1 protein-coding gene is annotated in these 413 nt (G+C 53.3%); it reads left to right on the forward strand.

Going from position 1 to position 413, the window contains the following annotated elements; translation table 11 throughout:
• Positions 1-413: zinc-binding dehydrogenase (locus EVJ33_RS15805; RefSeq protein ID WP_145963189.1), on the forward strand; the 413-nt coding region annotated here is incomplete at both ends.

Raw genomic sequence — 413 nt, forward strand, 5'->3', positions numbered from 1 at the left:
GTGTTAATCGCCCGGGCTGCTTTGCCGAATATCTGGTGATCCCGGCATTCAACGCCTTCAAAATCCCCGACAATATTTCCGATGACTTAGCCGCAATTTTTGATCCCTTCGGTAACGCCGTGCATACCGCGCTGTCGTTTGATCTGGTGGGCGAAGATGTGCTGGTTTCTGGTGCAGGCCCGATTGGTATTATGGCAGCGGCGGTGGCGAAACACGTTGGTGCACGCAATGTGGTGATCACTGATGTTAACGAATACCGCCTTGAGCTGGCGCGTAAAATGGGTATCACCCGTGCGGTTAACGTCGCCAAAGAAAATCTCAATGACGTGATGGCGGAGTTAGGCATGACCGAAGGTTTTGATGTCGGTCTGGAAATGTCCGGTGCGCCGCCAGCGTTTCGTACCATGCTTGAC

Origin of the sequence: Exiguobacterium sp. SL-10 (assembly GCF_004337025.1) — a bacterium.
Classification (GTDB): Bacteria; Bacillota; Bacilli; order Exiguobacteriales; family Exiguobacteriaceae; genus Exiguobacterium.